At 66.4% G+C, this 15,947-nt stretch carries 15 protein-coding genes and 1 pseudogene; 9 read left to right on the forward strand and 7 right to left on the reverse strand.

The features are described from left to right. The first annotated feature begins 29 nt into the window (after nucleotides 1-29). Both FB384_RS25880 and FB384_RS25885 read left to right on the forward strand, forming a co-directional pair. On the forward strand, nucleotides 30-992 hold the full coding sequence (locus FB384_RS25880) for an IS481 family transposase (RefSeq protein ID WP_183787469.1): 963 nt from the start codon (nucleotides 30-32) through the stop codon (nucleotides 990-992). A 46-nt stretch (nucleotides 993-1,038) separates the two neighbouring features. Continuing rightward, nucleotides 1,039-1,918 (forward strand): IS5 family transposase gene (locus FB384_RS25885; RefSeq protein ID WP_228726708.1). Its coding sequence is split into 2 segments (ribosomal slippage): nucleotides 1,039-1,379 and nucleotides 1,378-1,918, totalling 882 coding nucleotides; the frame shifts between segments, so codons are not numbered across the junction. 28 nt (nucleotides 1,919-1,946) lie between these two features. On the opposite strand, the gene FB384_RS25890 is transcribed toward FB384_RS25885, so the two are convergent. Next, nucleotides 1,947-3,536: a GMC oxidoreductase gene (locus FB384_RS25890; RefSeq protein WP_183787470.1), complete on the reverse strand. Its 1,590-nt coding sequence runs from the start codon at nucleotides 3,534-3,536 to the stop codon at nucleotides 1,947-1,949. 94 nt (nucleotides 3,537-3,630) lie between these two features. Then, nucleotides 3,631-4,788 carry a lipase family protein gene (locus tag FB384_RS25895; RefSeq protein ID WP_221213692.1) on the reverse strand — a complete coding sequence of 386 codons (1,158 nt, stop codon included), beginning with the start codon at nucleotides 4,786-4,788 and terminating at the stop codon, nucleotides 3,631-3,633. Nucleotides 4,789-5,318: 530 nt separating this feature from the next. On the opposite strand from FB384_RS25895, the gene FB384_RS25900 reads away from it, so the two are divergent. Then, nucleotides 5,319-5,963 (forward strand): TetR/AcrR family transcriptional regulator, encoded by a 645-nt coding sequence (locus FB384_RS25900; protein ID WP_183787471.1) that lies wholly within the window; start codon nucleotides 5,319-5,321, stop codon nucleotides 5,961-5,963. 260 nt (nucleotides 5,964-6,223) lie between these two features. Here FB384_RS25900 and FB384_RS27595 read toward each other — a convergent pair whose 3' ends face one another. Then, a complete protein-coding gene (locus FB384_RS27595; protein ID WP_183787472.1) occupies nucleotides 6,224-6,448 on the reverse strand; it encodes a Wadjet anti-phage system protein JetD domain-containing protein in 225 nt (74 codons plus the stop codon). Nucleotides 6,449-6,617: 169 nt separating this feature from the next. Here FB384_RS27595 and FB384_RS27600 point away from each other — a divergent pair, with 169 nt between their 5' ends. Next, complete coding sequence (locus tag FB384_RS27600) at nucleotides 6,618-6,815, forward strand: VOC family protein (RefSeq protein WP_407676117.1); 198 nt, start codon at nucleotides 6,618-6,620, stop codon at nucleotides 6,813-6,815. Between the two features lie 253 nt (nucleotides 6,816-7,068). On the opposite strand, the gene FB384_RS25915 is transcribed toward FB384_RS27600, so the two are convergent. The 3 genes from FB384_RS25915 to FB384_RS25925 are packed head-to-tail and all read right to left on the reverse strand — an operon-like array spanning nucleotide 7,069 to nucleotide 10,948. Then, nucleotides 7,069-9,087, reverse strand: a complete 2,019-nt coding sequence (locus FB384_RS25915; RefSeq protein WP_183787473.1) for a hypothetical protein — start codon at nucleotides 9,085-9,087, stop codon at nucleotides 7,069-7,071. Further along, nucleotides 9,084-10,223 carry a 5'-methylthioadenosine/S-adenosylhomocysteine nucleosidase family protein gene (locus FB384_RS25920; RefSeq protein ID WP_183787474.1) on the reverse strand — a complete coding sequence of 380 codons (1,140 nt, stop codon included), beginning with the start codon at nucleotides 10,221-10,223 and terminating at the stop codon, nucleotides 9,084-9,086. The genes FB384_RS25915 and FB384_RS25920 overlap by 4 nt, the downstream gene beginning before the upstream one ends. Continuing rightward, entirely contained in the window at nucleotides 10,220-10,948 is a 729-nt protein-coding gene (locus tag FB384_RS25925) for an NUDIX hydrolase (RefSeq protein WP_183787475.1), read from the reverse strand. Before FB384_RS25925 ends, FB384_RS25920 begins: the two co-directional genes overlap by 4 nt. 221 nt (nucleotides 10,949-11,169) lie before the next feature. Here FB384_RS25925 and FB384_RS25930 point away from each other — a divergent pair, with 221 nt between their 5' ends. After that, the gene (locus tag FB384_RS25930) at nucleotides 11,170-11,550 is read left to right on the forward strand and encodes a MerR family transcriptional regulator (protein WP_183787476.1); all 381 of its coding nucleotides are present in this window, start codon (nucleotides 11,170-11,172) and stop codon (nucleotides 11,548-11,550) included. A 312-nt stretch (nucleotides 11,551-11,862) separates the two neighbouring features. On the opposite strand, the gene FB384_RS25935 is transcribed toward FB384_RS25930, so the two are convergent. After that, nucleotides 11,863-12,876, reverse strand: a complete 1,014-nt coding sequence (locus FB384_RS25935; RefSeq protein ID WP_221213694.1) for a LysR substrate-binding domain-containing protein — start codon at nucleotides 12,874-12,876, stop codon at nucleotides 11,863-11,865. Between the two features lie 93 nt (nucleotides 12,877-12,969). On the opposite strand from FB384_RS25935, the gene FB384_RS25940 reads away from it, so the two are divergent. The 4 genes and pseudogenes from FB384_RS25940 to FB384_RS25955 all read left to right on the forward strand — a co-directional run. After that, on the forward strand, nucleotides 12,970-13,797 hold the full coding sequence (locus tag FB384_RS25940; protein WP_183787477.1) for a LamB/YcsF family protein: 828 nt from the start codon (nucleotides 12,970-12,972) through the stop codon (nucleotides 13,795-13,797). Beyond that, nucleotides 13,794-14,504: a 5-oxoprolinase subunit B family protein gene (locus tag FB384_RS25945; RefSeq protein ID WP_183787478.1), complete on the forward strand. Its 711-nt coding sequence runs from the start codon at nucleotides 13,794-13,796 to the stop codon at nucleotides 14,502-14,504. The genes FB384_RS25940 and FB384_RS25945 overlap by 4 nt, the downstream gene beginning before the upstream one ends. Further along, nucleotides 14,497-15,543: a 5-oxoprolinase subunit C family protein gene (locus FB384_RS25950; protein ID WP_183787479.1), complete on the forward strand. Its 1,047-nt coding sequence runs from the start codon at nucleotides 14,497-14,499 to the stop codon at nucleotides 15,541-15,543. The genes FB384_RS25945 and FB384_RS25950 overlap by 8 nt, the downstream gene beginning before the upstream one ends. Nucleotides 15,544-15,605: 62 nt before the next feature. Further along, nucleotides 15,606-15,947, forward strand: a pseudogene (locus FB384_RS25955) (MFS transporter); the annotation flags it as partial.

The following is a 15,947-nucleotide window of genomic DNA, read 5'->3' on the forward strand; positions in this document are numbered from 1 at the left end:
AACACACGCCGATCCGAGGAGGCCCTCTGGTGGTCCACCGTAACGCTCCGCTGACTCCGACCGGGCGGCTGCGGCTGGCCCGGTGTGTTGTTGACGACGGCTGGAACGTGCGCCGCGCGGCCGAGCGGTTCCAGGTCGCCCACACGACCGCGGCCCGCTGGGCCGGTCGCTACCGCCACGGCGGTGAGCGGGCTACGGACGATCGCTCCAGCCGTCCCCGCCACAGTCCGCAACGCACGAGTCGGGCGGTTGAGGAGGAGGTCCTGCGGCTTCGTGACGAGCACAAGATCGGGCCGCTGCGCATCGCCGGCCGGGTACCGGTCGCTGCGTCGACCGTGCACCAGGTCCTGCGCCGCCACCACCGCCCGAGCCTGGCCGCGTGCGACCGGGCCACCGGCGAACCGGTGCGCCGCTACGAACGCCACCGCCCCGGCGAGCTCGTCCACGTCGATGTGAAAAAGCTCGGTCGGATTCCCGAGGGTGGCGGTCACCGCGTCCTGGGGCGCGCCGCCGGTCGGGGCAACCAAGCCCGCGCCTGTGGTGGTGGATATCTGTGCCTGCACACCGCACTCGATGACCATTCCCGGCTGGCCTACACCGAGGCCCTGGCCGACGAGAAAGCCGCCACCTGCGCCGCATTCCTACACCGGGCGCAGGCCTGGTTCACCGGCCACGGCGTGACCATCGAGCGAGTGCTCACCGACAACGCCTGGTCCTACCGCAAAAACACCTGGCAACAAGCCTGCGCCGACCTGAGCATCGCCCGACGGTTCACCCGCCCCTGGCGCCCACAAACGAACGGAAAAGTCGAGCGCTACCACCGCACCCTGCTCGACGAATGGGCCTACCAACAGCCCTACCACTCCGAAAACGAACGCCAGCAAGCCTTCGACGACTGGCTCGACTGGTACAACTTCCACCGACCCCACACCGCCATCCGAGGAGCCCCACCAGCCAACCGCATCACCAACCTCCCCGAATCACACACCTAGGGCGTGTCTGACAAATGTTTGGGTGGTGTGGTGGGAGTGTGTGGGCATGTCGCGGTTTCAGCTGCTTTCGGATGCCCAGTGGTCGTTGATCGAGGACATGTTGCCGCGTCCGACGGGTCGTAGGGGTAGGCCGTTTTCGGATGCGCGGACGATGGTTGAGGCGATCATTTACCGCTATCGGACAGGGATCGCGTGGCGGGATCTGCCCGAGGTGTTCGGGCCATGGCAGACGGTCTGGACCTGGCACCGGCGGCTGGCCGCCGAGGGCACGTGGGATGCGGTGCTGGCCGAGTTGACCGCTGCGGCGGACGCGGCCGGGTTGGTGGATTGGTCGGTCTCAGTCGATTCCACGATTGCGCGGGCGCATCAGCACGCGGCGAATGTCACGCGCCGCACAGGGGGCTGGATCGAATTACACGCAGCCGACCATCGAGCCGCGTGATCACGCGCTCGGCCGTTCACGCGGTGGGCTGTCGACGAAGATCCACCAACTTGTCGACGGCGGCGGGCTGCCGCTGGTCACGTTGCTGACCGCGGGCCAGGCGGGCGATTCTCCGATGCTGCTGCCGCTGTTGCGACAGCTACGTATCGGCCGGCAGGTGGGACGGCCACGAACCCGACCCGACGCTGTGCGGGCCGACAAGGCCTACTCCTCTCGAGCGATCCGGGCTCACCTGCGTTCACGTGGCATCACCGCCGTGATCCCCGAACCCGACGATCAGAAACGGCACCGCAAGAACCGCGGATCACTCGGCGGGCGGCCCGTCGGGCTCGACGCCGCCGAGTACCGGCACCGCAACGTGATCGAGCGCCGCTACTGCCATCTCAAACAGTGGCGAGGCCTGGCCACCCGATACGACAAACACGCCACCATCTACCGCGCAGCGATCATCCTCAACGCCGTCATCGCCTGGACCCGACAATAATCAGCCACACACCAGGACTCCGGTCGCGTCAAATGACCTGCTGGACGTCCTGGGCGGCGATGTTGTCCATCGCGCGCTCGGCGACCGCGGCGATCGTCATCGACGGGTTGCAGGCTCCGGTCATACCGGGGATCAAGGCGCCGTCGAGCACGTACAGGCCCGGCTGGTCGTGCACCCTGCCGTCCAGATCGCACACCGAGCCCATCGGCGCCCCACCGAGTGGGTGCCAGGTGCTGTTGACCAGCTCGTTGGTGTCGGTGAGCGCGCCGAGACCGGCCGCGATCTCCGAGACCCGCCGGTGGATGTGCCGGTAGCTGGTGGCGTCGCCCTCTCGGGGAAAGTGCAGGGACACCGAGTCGGTGTGCGAGTCGTACGCGAAGTGCCCGCGGTCGGCACTCACCCCGAACCCGACCAGCATGGTCGTTCTGGTGTTGATCCCCAGGGGCGGCAGCGAAGCCTGGATGACGGTGTTCGCCGTAGCCGGGTCGTTCCACTCCTTGCTGCCGTAGACGACGGGTCCGCCCTGGACCGCGCCCAGGTTCTCCTCGAGGTCGGTCCAGGCGTAGATGCGGTCGCCGTTGGTGCCCCACTCCCCGCCGAGGCCGTCGGGCAGACCGGGGATCGCACCGGTCTCCCGGGCGCGGACCAGCAGCGTGCTGGTGCCCGTGCTGCCCGCCGCCATGATCAGCGCGTTGGTGGTGAGCAGCTTCTGCTCGAGCACACGGCCGTTGTCATCGGTCCGGTCGACGTGTACCTCCCACCGGCCATCCCGCGTACGGGCGACGCCGGTGACGTTGTGGTGGGTGGCGATGGTGGCCTTGCCGGTCCGCTCGGCCGCCGCGAGGTAGGTGACGTCGACCGAGTTCTTGCCACCGTTGTTCACCCCGAGCGCGCAATCCCCGTTGGTGTAGGAGGGCTTCATGTCACCGCGGAGCTCGGCCAGTGCGTAGTCCCAGTCGATCGGCATCGGGACCTTCTCGAGGTCGTAGCCCGCCCGGCTCACCCGCTCGCCGAACACCCTCGCGGCGTAGTAGTTCGGCGAGGCGATCAGCTCGTCGGGGGCGGTCGCCGTCCGGAGCATCCGTGCGACCCGCGGGTAGTGGATCTCGTTCATCCGGCCGTAGTCGAGCCGTTCGGGCAACCATGTGTTGAACACCGCTTCCGACGGTTGCAGCGTCATGCCCTGGTAGACGAGTGATCCCCCACCGACGCCGGCGGCGCAGATGCTCAGGATGTTCTCGCCCAGCACCGGTTCCAGCAGCCCGACGTAGGGTTCGAAGTTCAGTGGGGCGCCGAGCAGCGTCGCCAGGGGCCTGGCGGCGTCCGGGACGGTGCCGTACCAGAGCGCTCGTTTGTCCAGATTGGACACGCGGGGAAAGGTTTCGGCGTCGGGACCGGTCGGCCAGCGGCGTCCGCGTTCGAGCACGGTCACCGGGACGCCGGCCTGGGCCAGGCGCAGCGCGGCAACACCGCCGCCGAATCCGGAACCGATGACGACGGCGCGGTGTTCCTCTCGGGTGAACCGCACCCGCGCCGAGGCGATTCCGGAGCCGAGCAGGCTCGCCGCCGTGATGCCGGCGGCTCCTGCGAGCACACTCCGCCTCGTGGTGGTAGTCATGTGGGGCTGACTCCTCGTGATGGTGAGCGGGTCCGGGCGCGCGGACACGGACAGCCGGTCGTCCGCGCGCCCGGCACGTGGCGGCGGGAGAGCGTCAGGGGTGTTCGGGCAGCGAGCCGCAGTTCGAGCTCGCCGGCTCGCCCGTGAGGCGATCCTTCAGCCACGACACCGCCTTGCCCTGGTCGAGCAGCAGCGGGGCCAAGTGGTTGAGCAGCAGTCCGTCGCCGAGGTTCGGGAGGTGGACGGGCGCGTAGGTGAGCTCGGCACCCCGGGCGCACCAGTCGGCGGCGAGCTGCCTGGTCTGTGCGTGCGGAACGAGGTCGTCCTGCACCCCGGACGTGACGCGCACCGCGGTGGCGGGCCTCTCGGTGCCGATGCGCTGCTCGTCCAGCACTTCCCGCAAGCGCGGTTCCGCTTGCACGATCTCCCCGAGGGACTGGCCCGTGGTCGTCCAGTCGCTGCTGCGAGTGAAGGCGTGGCCGAAGATCCCGCCACCCACGCACTTCGTGGACAGATCCTCGAGCGCGGATTTGCCCGCGTCGTTGAGGTACTCATCGGCGATGGGCCGCAGATCCGGGTACGTCTGCAGGAACCCGTTCAGCGTCCAACCGAGTGCACCCGCCAGGGCGCTGCCGTCGATGCCACCGATGACCTTGGTGAGGTCGGCGGGCGGTGCTCCGACGTAGGCGCCGGCCAGTGCGACGTCCGGGGCGTAGGTGGGCTGCAGTTCGACAGCCGAGGCGCCGGCACCACCGCCCTGGCTGTAGCCGTAGAGACCGACGCGCGACTCGGGGGTGATCGACGCGCCGGGCAGCGCACGCGCCGCGCGGACGGCGTCGAGCAAGGCGTGCCCGCTGTCGACCCGGTTGACGTAGGTGTGCAGCCGGTCGGTCGTACCGAGCCCGATGTAATCGGTGACGACCACGCCTACCCCGGCGGCCAGCAGCCGGTAGATCGCGATGTCCTCGTAGCCGACCGACACCGAGTCACCGTTGAGTTGGATCGGGTGCTCCAGCCCCTTCGAGGCCGAGCACCGGTCTCCCTGGCCCATGGTCCCGGGCGCCACGGCCACCAGCGGACGCGGTCCTTCGCCGCGCCACGACGCCGCGGGGTCGATGTAGGCGCCCGTGACGGCCGCGGGCTCGCCGGTGGAGTCGGTGGTCTTGTACATCAGGCGGGTGGCCGTACCGGGCAGCCGCTGCCCGTCGATGCTGGGCAGACTCGCCGCGAGCGGCAAGGGCTCGGTGCGCACCAGGGCGCCGTCGGTTTCCGGGAGCTTCGCGGGTGGATCGTAGAAGTTCGAGCTCTCCGCCTCGGGCGAAAGGGCGTCCGCCGATGCCGGCGTTGCCTGGATACCGGCGAGCAGCAGCGCGGCGGCGCTCGCGGCGATCAGGCCGCGTACGCGCAGGCGGGGCGGAGGCGGCGGATGACGGGTGCCGCCGGAGGCGGGATCGGGACATGCGGATCACTCCCTGCGTCATTGGATGGGACGAACTGCGCAAGCCGATCGGGTTCGCTGTCGGTCACCGCGACCCGTGCGGCGCCCGGCCTGCTCGTGTGGAAGCGGCGGCGATGCGCGCTTCCGCAAGCCGGTCGCGTCGGTCGGCGCACGGTTCGTGGCCGCATGCCCGGCGACGCGTCGTCAACTCCTGCTATGACCTCGGTTACTGGCGAGTCACCCCGGGAGCATAACGCGGACGTCACTCAGTGCCAAGATGACATCATGTGTCACCAGGGCCGGCCCCTATACTCGGACGACCGGCGACACAGGAGCAGTGAACAGTGGCGGGCAACGCGACATCTGGCAATGCGAACGACGAGCCGACCGCCAGGCCCTCGCTCAACAACCGGCGGAAAGCCGCTCTGCGACTGGAGATCGCGCGGCACGCGGTCGACCTGTTCACCGCGCAGGGCGTTGCCACCACCAAAGGCGAGCAGATCGCCCATGCGGCGGGCATCTCTACTCGCACACTGTGGCGGCACTTCCCCACCAAGGAGAGCTGCGTACGCCCACTACTGGCCGCAGGTCTGGAGGCAGCTACCGAACAACTGCGCGACTGGCCGCCGAACGTCGGCCTGCTGCGCTTCTTCGTCAACTCCTGCGAAAGCGCCACGCTGCCCCAGGCCGAACCCGCTGTACTCAACCTGATCCGCATGACCCACACCGAGCCGGCCCTGCGGGTGGTGTGGCTGCAGGCACACGACGACGCGCTTCCGGTCCTCTGCCGACTCCTCGCCGACCGCTCCGGCCTAAGCTCCGACAACCTGCGCATCAAGGTCCACGCAGCGACCCTGAACGGCGCTCTACGCGCTGCGGCCGAGGACTTCGCCCAGCGCTACGCCACCGACAACAGCGCCGGAACCGAAGAACTCACAGCCTGCCTGCACACCGCACTGCACACCGCGACAGAGGGACTACCGTACTAACTCGCCTCGAATCCGGACGAAACCATGGACAAGCGATCTTGACCTGCCCACCGGTACAGGGAACAAGCCGGTCACAGGGCTGGGACGGGTCGGACTTGAACCGACGACCAAAGGATTATGAGCCCGCAAAATCACCCGTCAGGAGTAGAAACCGCAGGTAGTGCGGCGAACGGTCAGCCGCATCGTCGCACCCGAGGCACCGTTCCGAACCAGTTCATGGACAGAACCATGGACAATCCGCGCCCGACCCGGATACCAGGTCAGAGCCCAGCGGCCATACGGACCGCATCTACGGCTTCAAGCACACGATCGAGCGGGATCCGTTCCTGCTCGATGCGTCGATGCCCGGTGCGCTCGGCATCGATCACGCGCAGGTACGCGGCCCGCTCATCATCGCGCAGCCGGCCAAGGGGCCTCGGCTCTCCGAGCTGGAGTGATCGTCCGTGCTGGTCGAGCCCTGTGTCCCGAAAATCGTGTCGGTGCACGACCCAAGCACGCGGGCACCGACGCGCGAAGTCCTCCGACTGGGGCAAGCGCTGGAAGAACTCCCCGAGTTTGCCTCCGACCAGAGAGCCGCGACAGCACTCCTCGAGCAAGAGGTCGCACTGCGATGGGCCAGGACGCTGCGGGCCCTGATGCCAGCTGGGCTGCCCGATTGCCGCCGACTACGACGCCTTCGTGATGAGCGACACCACGGCAATGCTCGGCTTCCAACTTGTCGCTGACCCGACCCCAAGTAAGAACCGGCTCCACTTCGACGGTGGCAGAGCGGACCGCGAGGCACTCGTAGCTCGCCTCCAGCAACTCGGCGCAGCTGAGCACGAAACGCGGTCGGTCCCAGACCTGACCTGACCTGACCTGGACGGTTATGTCCGACCTCGAGGGGGAACGTCTTCTGCGTCGGAAACCCCGGTTTCGACGCTCATCAACCGACCTGAATTGCCAGCGGAACACCGCCCATGAAGGTACCCCTCTTTCTCGTCTAGCACGTGCATTCTCCCGCTCTTGTGGAGGAACCAACAGTCAGAAAATGCGGATAAACTGATGCAATCCGCAACTGGCAACGTACTCGCTGGCAGTTGCCGTAAGTCGTCGGCTACGGCTGTCACGCCGTGGTATTTTCGTCCATGCCGCGGTTGAGCCAGTTTCTGCCTTCTGCTGCGATGCCTTCAAGGACGTGGAGAGTATGGGTGAAGCCAGCAACATCGAGGTCGATGTTGGTAAACTCGGGCGCGAAATCTGAAGCCGTTGCCGTCGAACCGTTGGCTGGTGGGCCCTTCGGCGTAGAAGTTTCAACTTCGGGACTCGCATCGGGGTCGGTGATGTACGTGGTTCTGGTCGGCCCGTTGGTGAGAGTCAGGTCGAGGACGTAGCTGAACGCCCCGGTCTTCGTCACCCGGATCGAGGAGATCGCAGCGAAGCGGTAGTTCTTGCGCTCCTCCCCGTGGATAGCGGCCTTGATGAAGTCGAGTTCGATCGTAAATTCCCGCACCCCGTCCCAGGTGATGAGGAACAACTGGATCTCGTACTTCGAATACCGCGCCGGGCCACCTTTGGCCTGCGCTCGTTGACACGGGCGGTTGGGTGTCGACAGGAAGGTGTAGGCCACGATGTCATTCCAGGTCAGCTTATAGAGTCGTAGTGCACGTTCGAGAATGATGTTCTTGTCGGCGTTGAGCCACGCTTCCATCTCAGGCTCACGAGGCCTGTTGTCACGAAGGAATGCGCTCCAGCGCTCGTATTCCTGCTTCCGGGCGGCGAGGTTGTCCTCGTACTCAGCGACGTCCTCAGCGTAGCGCCACCGCTCGAACACAATCCAGAACCACACTGGTACGGCATACCGACCGGAAACCGCCACTACGACAACCACCGCTACGGCCGTGATCGGATTGGCCTGAATAGCCGTCAGCAGCACCGGAACCAAGGAAACAAGCAGGACGATCGCCGACAGCACACATGCGGTCTTGACCGGTTCGGGCACACGGTAACGTTCGACGCGTTCGTACAGTGTGCCGTCCTGATAACGGGCACTTACGTCCTTGATCAGGTAACGGATGAGCCAGTTGACACGACCGGGCGAAATTCGCTCCTCGCGGTAGATATCGACAACCTCGTTGCGCAGCATGGACCGGATTCCCGACATCTCGCCGGACCACGCTTGCGGATCGCAGCCGGTTGGAGCGAACTTCCTGAAGTAGTGCTCGAACGTGCTGGTGACCTTCTCGGCGAACCCACCCACGGGGACGACGTTCACCCGGGCTCCGGCTTGATACGCCGATTCCATCGCGTTGCCTCGTTCGTGCCGGTAACGCCAGTCCAGCCCCGTGCGGGTAGCGATAAGCCCGCCGGCCAGCGCCACAATGAGCGCGACTACCGACCACCCAGCGCCAGCTGTCAGCAACTGCCATCCGACCCACCCCACGCCCACCGCCATCACGACGGTAAGGATGGTCGCTCGCAGCCAGTCCCGGGATGTCGTTGCGATCGGTGCTGGACGTCTCGCGCGAGCGCCCACTGGCACCGGCTGGAAGTAGATCCACGCGCGGTTCGTCCGGTGATTCCCCTGCTGCGCTTCGTATGCGGCGTCCAGGGTCTCTGCCCACAGCGCCTGTTTGACGGGTCCCTCAGCCACCAACGCGAGGTGCTCACGAATCAAAGCACGTACATCCTCTGCCAGATCACCATATTCCTGCAGAATCAGACTGGAGTTACTACCGGACTGTTTGAGGCAGTCCAGCATGCCGATGATCACGTGGAGACCGCGCATCCACTTGTCAGCGTCATCCGACGACAACACTGATCGCGCGTGGTCCACTCGCGACCGGTCGCCGGCGGACAGATCACGCAAGGAGCGCTTACTTAATACCGCCAACATCCGATAGAAATGGGCCTCACTGTTGGTGTACCCAAGTCTGATCGCATCGTCGATATGCGACAGCGCCGTCTGAGGCGCGCCCGCCTTCAAGTACGCCACACCACATTCGTACCGCTCACGCGGCGACGGTTCCGCCGGTGATTCGTAGATCGAGACGTCAAGCTGAACATTCGAGTTCTCGATGTGCCCGACTTGCAGGCCGACATTCGATCCCGAATCGGCGACGTTGGCGCTGCCTGGTTCAGTCATGACAGTCCGTTCAACGCCACCAGCAGGGCTGTGACTTTCGCCGCGATATCCGTCACCCCGGCCACCAGTCCGGTGAGCTTTTTCAACGCCACCACAGCCTTCCGTTTCCTCGCAGGTGTTTCTGCCGCGAGAGCCTCATCCGCGACGTCGAGCTCCCCTTGCGCCGCCTGAAACGTGTCGGTGTCGAGCGCCCCTGACGCATGCCCAGCAGTCAATTCCGCACGGATCGCGGCAAGCTGCGCGGCAAGGTCTGTGCTAGCTGTCTCGGCGCCGGCATTCTGGACGACCACGCTGTGCTCGACGTGCCCTGCCTGGATACCGACCGTCCCGTGCGCGATGTTGGTCACGGCTCCAGGTTGCGGCTTGTCGCTGCTGGATCTCATTTCATGCTCCTGTTCCACGATAAGTTCAGCGGCTAGTCGAACCGCGAAGGAAGCCGCGTTCGCCGCGGCCACCGGTTGCCAGTTGAGGTCGTTACCGGTGCCCTTCGTTCCGTCGGCACGGTCACTGAGACCGCGCACAACGACCACCGGCGTGCTGCTGAGATGGCCAGCCTGCGCCACGCCGGCACCTTCCATCTCCACGGCGCACGCGTCGTTGTAGTGCTGACGAATCCAGGCGGCATCACCAGACACTCTGGAGTTCTGCACGACCTCACCGGCCGCAATCGGCCGGAAATGCACGCTCGGTGAGCCACTCAGCCCGGGCAGGCCGGCGAGCCAGGTCCCGGAACGCGCCAGGTGGGTAGCCACTTGCTCGACCCCATGGGCAAGATCCCACGCACGCGGCCGAGCCTTGCGACCGTCGTCCTCGCTGGTGGCGCCGTGGTAGCCATACACCCGGGTGGCAACGACGACGTCACCCAGCGGTGTGTCCCACAACGCACCCGCCACCCCGGAGAACACCACCGCAATGGGTGTGAACTCGGCAACCGCGCGTTCGACCAGTACGGCCGACGCCTGATTGCCAATACCGGCCAGGCCCAACACCACCCGACAGCTGGTCCCGCGAACCGTGCCGATCTCGAATCGCGTGCCGTGTTCGTGACGATGTGTCTGGACATCGGTCAGATGGGCGCGAACGGCGTCGTATTCCAGGTTCAAAGCGGTCAGCAGTACCGCAACGTTGTCGTTCATGCACCGTCTTCCTGCTCAGCCGTGTCAGGACGCGTGATAGCCGGATACAGCACCGTGCTCGGCCCGGCACGAAACAACCGAGCAGGCCGCCCCTTCGTCGGCCTCGGCTCCGATTCAGCCGGAACGACGAATCCAGAGGCCCCCTGGACCTTCCGGTAGAAGTTCCGCGGATCAAGCGATGTTTCCCAGACCGCCTCATAAACCCGCTGCAGCTCGGCGATCGTGAACGTCTCGCCACAAAAAGTGGTCGCCAATGACGACCTCTCAAGCTTCGAACGGGCAAGCTCCAGGCCATCAGTGAGGACCTGCCGGTGGTCGAAGGCCAGACATGAACGACCGGAGGCGACCTCCTGCACCGGCCGCCACGACGCGCCAGCGGCGTCACCACCGGCAACCGGCTCCGGCAAGCCGGGCGCAATCGCCAGATACGCCACCGAGACGACCCGGCCCCGCGGATCCCGGTCCGGCGCACCGTACGCGCCGAACTGCTCCAGATGCAGCCGCTCCGGCTCGAGATCAGCTTCCTCCCGCAACTCACGCCGGGCCGCACCCAGCAAATCCTCCCGCTCGTCGTAGAGAAACCCACCAGGCAAGGCCAAGGCGCCCCGGTACGGCTCGATCCCCCGCTCCACCATCAACACCTGGAGCACACCCGCGCGCAACGTCAGGATCACAAGATCAACCGCGACCAAGACTTGCGGGGGCGACCACGATTCGTCATCCACGCCAACAAGCTAACTTTATGTCATTCTGACAGAAAGGGCCATTCGTGTGATCCCCAGGAGTCACATCAGGTCACCGCCCTGCGCGACAAGTCACCGTGTCGACGGCCCCGATCCCGCGGCAGTCGGTGCAATTCCGCGTGGACAGCGCGGGATGGAACGGGTTCACAGTTGATCGAGGGGCCACGCAGGGACCGGCGGTAGCATCCGGACCGAGCGGGCAAGTGCCCCGGCTCACTCGCGAGGTCTCGGTCTGCGAAGTCGCCACTGGTGTCAGCTCCCGGTCGCTGCGGTACTACGAGAGCCTGGGGCTAATCCGCTCCGAGCGCACTTGCGGAGGGTGGCGTGACTTCAACGAGGCCGTGGTCGAGCGCGCCGTCACGATCCAGCATCTGTTCGCCGCCGACCTGTGCAGCGCCACCGTCAAGGAGCTCCCCTGTCTCGAGGCCCCGTCCGACGAGCGCACCGAGTCAGAAGAGTGGGCCGGGTCGGACTTGAACCGACGGCCAAAGGATTATGAGGCATCCGGCGGGCATGGAATAGCACCCTTACCAGCGGAAACAATCGCACGAGACGTCACGGTGAGTGCGAACGAGGCACCATGAAGAACCATTTCGCACCCAAACTCGCACCCACAGTCTGGCGGTTCGAGCCAGCCGCCCCAGCCCGACCCAGCAACTTCCGAGACATTTGGCGACCTGAGCGCCATCGAGCGAGGACCGACACGTGGAATGCAGGTCCGCAGAGCATCGACACCCGGCGCACGATCCGGAGGGCGTGATCGGCGCGGCGGTCACGCCCGTCAGACATCCACTGAGGCTCCACCTTCGACGTTGTTGGGAAACCGAAGGGGGTCGTTCCCTCCCACGTCCGCTTGCCGGCGCGCAGGAGCGCATGCGGCCGCCGCCGCAAGCGGCTCAGCTGTCCTTGGCCACCACGACTTCACGGACGAGAGAGCGCACAGCCTCTGCGGGCCGCGACAGTGGTTGATTACTAGCCGTACCCAACGAGACGTGCACTTCGACCTCGGGTGAGATCGGCGCAATCTCGAACTCGGCTGTCTCGAGCATGCGGCGGCCTATCGAATCAGGAAGAATCGTCGCTCCCAATCCAGCCTGGACCGCCTGCGACAGCAACGTCACCGACTCGACCTCGCCGACGATGGGAACTTCCGCCGAGTATCCGGCAAAAGCCGACTCGACGATCTTGCGGATCGTGTGCGTCGGCCCCGGAAGAAGCAAGGGCAACTCCAACACGTCGGCGAGATCCACTTCCCCTTTCGTGTTCACGGGAAGCCGCATTTCCGGCTGTGCGACAACGCTGAGGCGTTCGGTCAGCAACGGTTCGAAATCGACGCCTTTCATGGATCCCGAATCGTACAGCAGGGCCATATCCATTCGCCCGGTCATCAATGCCTCGGACAGAACTCCGCCGAAATTCTCGTTGACGTGCAGCAATACGTTCGGAAGGCGCTGCCGAGTCAGTTCGAGCAACGGCAACGCCAGAACGGAGACGCTGCTGTACGGCGCGAGTCCAACCAAAACGCGGCCGACCAGGTCGGTACTGACGTCGGCGACCTCGGCTCGGGCTGCTTCGAGTTGCCGCAGAATGATGCTCGCGTGCCGATACAACGCGCGTCCGGCTGCAGTCGGCTCGACACCCTGCGCGCTGCGGATCAGTAGTGTCTCGCCGAAGTAGTCCTCCAACGAGCTCATCTGCTGACTCAGCGCCGGCTGCGCCAGATGCAGGAGGTTGCTGGCGCGGGTCAGGCTCCCGACGTCAACAACGCGGAGGAAGGTCTGCAGCCGCCGGGTGTCCATCACCAACCTCCGTGAGCCGATCGGGCAACGTCGTCGAGCCCGCCACTCTCGTCGCTGCGCACCATTGCGGGCGATCACGACCCGACAACCAAGCCGCCAACGCTCGATCATCGCAGGTCACCAAGGGGCAATCGCAACGATTGATCGCCCCGCAGCTTTTCGATATTACCACCCGGCCGCCCCCGGCTCTTAATGTCTCGCCTTATGACAGAGATCACCGCAGCCACGTTCGATCGGCCCGCCGGCTATCGCACGATTGACCTGATCGCCGACCTCGGCGAGAGCTTCGGCGCATGGACGATGGGGCGCGACACCGAGATGCTCGACATGCTCACCTCGGCAAACGTTGCCTGCGGGTTCCATGCGGGCGATCCCCGCACCATGGCGGCGACGGTGCGTGCATGCGCCGACCGCGGGATCGGAGTGGGCGCCCACCCCAGCTTCCCTGACTTGGTCGGGTTCGGTCGTCGGACGATGGAGCTCAGCGCCGAAGAGGTCCACACAGACACGCTGTACCAACTCGGCGCGCTCCACGCGTTCACGACTGCCGCCGGCGTCCGCGTTCAACATCTCGCCCCACACGGACGTCTGGGCAACCTGGCGGGCACGCGCCAGGATTACGCCGAGGCGATCGTGGCTGCCGCGCGGGACTTCGACCCCGGCTTGACGATCCTTGCTCAGCCGGGATGTTTGGCCGAGACCGCACGGCAAGCCGGGCTTGATGTCGCACTCGTCGGCATGGCCGACCGCGCCTACCGAGCCGACGGTGGTCTGGTCCCGCGCGGTGAGCCCGGCGCCGTCATCACCGATCCGGCGCTCGTCGGCCGGCGAACGGTCAAGCTCGTCACCGAAGGCCAGGTCGAGGCCATCGACGGCACGCTGCTCGACGCCCCTGTCGACACGATCCTGCTGCACGGCGACAACGCCGAAGCCGTGGAACACGCCCGGTCGATCCGCCACGCCCTTGCCGCAGCAGGCGTCACGTTCGTACCGCTCGGCCAGATGAGCCGGAGGGCAGGGAACACGCCGTGACCAGCACCAGCAACCTCAAGCAGCTACGGATCGTCGACTGCGGCGATGCGGCTGTGAGCGTCCAGGCTCTGGACCACGGTCGCGAGCGCTCCTGGCAGCGCATCCGTGACCTGACGGACGCTCTGGCCCCAGCCGTCACGGAAGGCGCCATCGCCAGCACCATCGCCACCTACGACGCCGTGCTGGTCGAGTTCGACTCGGCCGTCACCAGCCACGAGCAGGTCCGTGCCATGATCAAGATCGCTGCGGCCTGTCCTGCAAACAGACCGCACCATGGCCGGACCTTCGACATCCCGGTGGTCTACGGCGGGGAATACGGCCCTGACTTGGACAAGGTCGCGGCCGCGCAGGATCTCGACATCGATGCCGTCATCGCCGCGCACACCGACCACCCTCTGACGATGCGATGCTACGGCTCGCCCGGCGGTGCGCCCATGCTCGACGGGCCCGATCTGCCCCGGCCGGTTCCCCGCCTCGCCAGCCCTCGTCCGCACGTACCGGCCGGCGCGGTGGCGCTCGCCGGGCGCCAGGCCGTCGTCTCCGCCCGTCCCGCCCCGGGCGGCTGGTGCGTCATCGGTCAAACCCCACGGATCCTCGTCGACCCGACCCACTCGCCGGTATCCGCGTTCGCACCGGGCGACGCCTTTCGCTTTCACGCCATCGACCCGCACGAGTGGACCACGTACGAGAGGCACCTCCATGCCTGAACCCGCCGCCACAGCACCTCCGGTGGCCGCATCGACCGCACCCGCCGTGCTCACCGTCCGTGGTCCGGGCCTGTCGACCATCACCGACCTTGGCCGGCCTGCCGGCTCGTCGATCGGACAGATGACCGGAGGCGCCCTCGACCAGTACAGCGCGGCGGCCGCGAACATCCTCGTCGGCAATGCGGCGACCGCGCCGCTGCTCGAGGTCACAGGTCTGGACTTCTCCGCGACGATCGACCGGGATCTGCTCGTCTCCATTACCGGCGCCACTGCGGACGTCACCGTCGGTGGGCACCCCCAGCCCCAATGGGAACCCGTCGCGTGGCCGGCGGGCCGCGACCTGCGCATCGGCCGGATCCGTGCCGGATTCCGCATCTACATCGGCCTGCACGGGCACGTGGACACGCTGACGTTGTTGGGCAGCTGTGCCCCGGACACGGTCCTGGGGTTCGGCACCTCGCTCACCGTCGGAGACCAGATCACGGTCCACGGCCGGACCCCAGCCTTCGACAACCCCTGGTTCGGCGCTCCCGTGTTCCGCATGGGCGCCCGGCCGGACGGCGCTGCCGACGCTGCGCCCGCGCGCATCCCTGTCACCGACGGCCCCGACCAGACCGAGTTCGGTACCACGGCAACGCGTCTGTTCACCCAGGATTTCGTCGTCGGCGAAGCCAGCAACCACATCGGGCTCCGCCTGGCTTCTGCTGACAGCGCACCACTGCCACGACGGCAAACCACCACCGAAATGCTTTCTCGCGGCGTCCCGATCGGCGCCGTCGAGGTTCCCGCGGGAGGCGAGCTACTCGTCTTGCACCGCGGCCGTGGAGTGACCGCAGGCTACCCCGTCCTCGCTGTCGCCACCCGCACCGGCCTGGCCCGCCTCGGGCAGGTTCGCCCCGGCGACACAGTCCGATTCGTCCACACCACGGTCGACGAGGCGGTCCGGGCTCATCAACACAGGTGTGCGGCCCTCCAGCGGTTATCCGCCCGCGTCGCGGCCGCATTCGAGGCACTTCCCATCCCTACCCACTTCACCTGAGCAGCCGCCCCACCACAGCCGTACAGCCTTCCCACCGGCGTCCACAGTTCCTGGAGGGACCGATGACCAAGCTCAACCCGAGTGCCGAAAACGGCGCAGCAGACCCGCCCCGCCCCGCCGAAGGCCCACCTCCCGTCGACACGAAGCGGGCACGAAAAACCACTGCCGCCGCGTGTATCGGAATCTTCGCCGAACTCTACGACAATGGCATCTTCGGCTTCATGGCGGCAACGTTGGCCGTCGTGTTCTTCCCAGACTCCGAGTACGCCATCGTATTCGTTTTCCTCGGATATGCGATCTCCTTCTTTCTCCGACCACTCGGAGCCGTGGTCTGCGGATACCTCGGTGATCGGATCGGCCGGCAACGCACACTCGCCTTCGTCATCCTGCTGATCAGCGCGGCG

Origin of the sequence: Prauserella sediminis (assembly GCF_014195435.1) — a bacterium.
GTDB classification, from domain to species: Bacteria; Actinomycetota; Actinomycetes; order Mycobacteriales; family Pseudonocardiaceae; genus Prauserella; species Prauserella salsuginis.

What these genes read in the sequence shown, in the direction of transcription:
- FB384_RS25890 (WP_183787470.1), bottom strand. Translation starts at nt 3,536, where the DNA reads ATGACTACCACCACGAGGCGGAGTGTGCTCGCAGGAGCCGCCGGCATC.
- FB384_RS25915 (WP_183787473.1), bottom strand. Translation starts at nt 9,087, where the DNA reads ATGACTGAACCAGGCAGCGCCAACGTCGCCGATTCGGGATCGAATGTC.
- FB384_RS25920 (WP_183787474.1), bottom strand. Translation starts at nt 10,223, where the DNA reads ATGAACGACAACGTTGCGGTACTGCTGACCGCTTTGAACCTGGAATAC.
- FB384_RS25935 (WP_221213694.1), bottom strand. Translation starts at nt 12,876, where the DNA reads ATGATCGAGCGTTGGCGGCTTGGTTGTCGGGTCGTGATCGCCCGCAAT.
- FB384_RS25940 (WP_183787477.1), top strand. Translation starts at nt 12,970, where the DNA reads ATGACAGAGATCACCGCAGCCACGTTCGATCGGCCCGCCGGCTATCGC.
- FB384_RS25950 (WP_183787479.1), top strand. Translation starts at nt 14,497, where the DNA reads ATGCCTGAACCCGCCGCCACAGCACCTCCGGTGGCCGCATCGACCGCA.